Source organism: Desulfovibrio sp. (assembly GCF_034006445.1).
Classification (GTDB): Bacteria; Desulfobacterota; Desulfovibrionia; order Desulfovibrionales; family Desulfovibrionaceae; genus Desulfovibrio.
Genome location: NZ_JAVESS010000043.1, coordinates 1 through 3,080, shown reverse-complemented (window position 1 = coordinate 3,080; position 3,080 = coordinate 1). Strand labels below are relative to the sequence as shown.

The following is a 3,080-nucleotide window of genomic DNA, read 5'->3' as shown; positions in this document are numbered from 1 at the left end:
GACATCTCCAATGCCGGTTCTGGGATCATTTCAGGGCCCCCATGTATGGGCTTCGGTGTGATTTCTAGGACGTTATTGGCCACCGGAGGTGCATTTTCAGTTTGATTTTTCGGCACAAAATCCGCCGGATTCACGCGGTTGCCAGCCGACACATGCACCTCTAAAGCTCTGCAAGCGTCAGCCATAGCCCGGGTCTGCTCGCGCATCTGGTCTTGTGCGGCTTTAATCGCGACCACGGCCGCATCGAGCAATACAACCTGCTCTGCCGGGCTGTGCTCGGGCGTGGGCATGTTGTAATCAAGAGTCGGCATCATCGGCAGTTCAACACCCTGAGCGCCGACTTTTTCAACTAATTTCTCAAGATCTCCGCGATAACCTAACCAGTCTTGCACCAACTCGTGGTGGTCCTCTCCAAGTAGGTGATCAAGATCCGCTTCGAGCATGCCGATCTTATCGGCTAACTCTGGTGACACATCCAAGCCCGGTTTAGGGGGCATTTCAGGGCCCCCATGCATGGGTTTCGGTGTGATTTCTTGGACGTTATTGGCCACCGAAGGTGCATTTTCAGTCTGACTTTTCGAACCAAAATCCGCCGGATTAACGCGGTTACCAGCCGACACATGCACCTCTAAAGCCCGGCAAGCGTCAGCCATAGCCCGGGTCTGCTCGCGCATCTGGTCTTGTGCGGCGCGGGTCCGATTCACCGCCTCTTCAAGAATCTGGACTCGTTCTGCCGGGGCGTTAGTCTCGTTTGGCATCTGCACCGCAAGGTCCGGCATTTCCGGTAACTCAATGCCCTTTGCTCCGACTTTTTCGACCAACTTTTCAAGGTCTGACCGCCAGCCCTCCCACTCTTGTCTCAGTTCAAAGAGGTCTTCCCCTCGCATGTGATCAAGATCCGCTTCCAAGGAGTCTATCCGCTCGGCCAGCTCCGGGCTCGGCACCATCGCCGCAGGCGCGGCCGTGGCCGTCATTCCCGCGCCAGGCTCCACCCGGGGCCCCACGTCTGGCGCCACCGTGTCCAGTGGTGGCGCCTCGGCGGCCGCTTTTTTTTGGTCAGCTTTAAGCAGTTTTTTGATTTCCCTGGACATCTCTTCTTTGGCGGCGGCAACGAGGTCGAAGTCCTTGGCTGCTTCAAGGGTTTTTGCGTCCACGCTGTAGTTCAAGAGAGAGTCCAGAGTCTGAGCTTTCGCGGCTTTTTTCATGACCGCTTCTTCATCGACTTTGGAGCAAAAAAGATGAAATTGCCCCTCGTTCCGACTGCCTGCGACATAGGCTAAATTTGAATTCGTCATAGCATTATCCGCGAACAACGCGTAGCCATTGCCGCCTTTCCCAACCGCCTCACCAGCGGTTTTAATCTGCTTGATTGTCGCGCCCTGGGACTTATGGACCGTCATTGCATGACCATACAACATGTCGAGCTTCATAGCTTCGTCATCAATTTCTGGATTTCCGGTCAGGCCCTGGATGGTGATTTCTCGTGGATCGTCGCCTAAAATGCGGACTGTCGCAGTCTTTTCTTCAGTGTTTACTGATACAATATCACCGATTTCGCCGTTGCGAACCCCTGTTTGCTTGTCGTTTTTGGTAAAAATTATGCGGTCATTTTGACGAAGTCCAAGGGTCGTATCATCAGATAACCTAACCGAAATTTCGTCGCCGGTGATGAAGTTTTCACGCTGTAGGATCTCGCGTGCCTGAAGGTTTATGGCCGCAACATCGGCACGCATACCCGCAAAGCACGCGGCTTCCAGCCCTGCCAGGCGGTCTGATGCATAGGCCTCGGCAATGCTTTTCAAGGCGTCGGCTTGGGTTTCCGAAACGTGCCAAGCGTCCTGCTTTTGCATCAATGCGCGGGCTTTCTCGGTGCTTCCATCGCGAAGAGCGTTTGCAATTTCGATATCATCTTTGGCCTTTTGGCGGCGGACTTCGATTAATTCCGCATACCCAAATTTTTGCTGAAAATCGGCAAACGGACTCCCCGCTTCAATCGGCGCCAACTGCTTCTGGTCGCCAACCAGGACCACTTTTGCGCCAGCCACGGCGGCATGCTCCAAAAGTCTGGACATGTCCCGGGTGCCGACCATGCCCGCTTCGTCAACGACAAGAAGGGTTTTGTCGTCGAGTCTCAGCCCGCCCTTGGGGCGGTTTAGGTTGATAAGCGTCATCGCGATTGTGTCGGACTTGATCTGCGCGGAGCCCTGGAGCCCTGACGCGGCTTTTGCTGACGGTGCGCAGCCGATGACTTTATACCCGGCCGCCTCGTGCGCATCCCGGACCGCGTCCAGAGCGTAGGATTTTCCGCTTCCCGCGTAGCCCTGGGCAATGGCGATTCCAGAGGCTTTGCAGCAATGCTCAAGCATCTTTTCTTGGTCAGCGCTCAAGGTTTTTCGTCCTTTTGCAGCGTCGACCAAGCGCTGTTTAATGCCGTGGCCGGTCGATTTGTGGAGCCCTTCTGCGACTTGGTGCATCTGGGTTTCGCGTGCAACCATTTCTAATGTTGTATAGCAGGTGACTTCCTTTCCGTTTTCGCGCTTCTTGACTTCGATCATTGAAGCCCGGACACGGTCCGCACGTGCGAAAGCCTCACTGGCAGTCGTGGCCCCGGCGGCATCATTCAAACACAGTTCTGTTATCCTTTCCGGACGGCAAGCAATGCCGTTCTTGAGCGCCTTTTTAATGATATCATGATCGTCGATCTGTTCACGTGCGGCATGTTTGCCGTGGCGGATCTCGGAAATTTTTGACTGATCAAAGCCGTAACTCTTTGCTTCTTCGCCCCACTTTTCGAAATTTCTTGCACGGTCGGGCTCTTCTTTGTCCTTCCTAGTCAGCACCGCAGCCACCGCTTTTTTCTCGGCGCTGGCCCCTTCCCCGACGGCATCTTTGATCTGCGCGGACCGTTTTGACCAGTGGGCTTGAAGGTCTTTGTCGACGTCTACGAGTTCAAAACTTCCGCCTTTTCCCTCGGAGATACCGAAGCCCATGGCCTGCATTTTTTCCGCGAGGACGCATCTATAAAGAGCCCCGGCGGTCATCTTCTGGCGCATATTAAAGTCGAGACACCTATGCTCTTT

The 3,080-nt window shown here is 54.6% G+C and carries 1 protein-coding gene; it reads right to left on the bottom strand.

Features of this window, described 5'->3' with window-relative positions:
- Positions 1 to 3,053, bottom strand: a 3,053-nt coding sequence (locus tag RBR41_RS14565) for an AAA family ATPase (RefSeq protein WP_320353403.1), incomplete at its 3' end; no start/stop codon positions are given.
- Between the last annotated feature and the right edge of the window lie 27 nt (positions 3,054 to 3,080).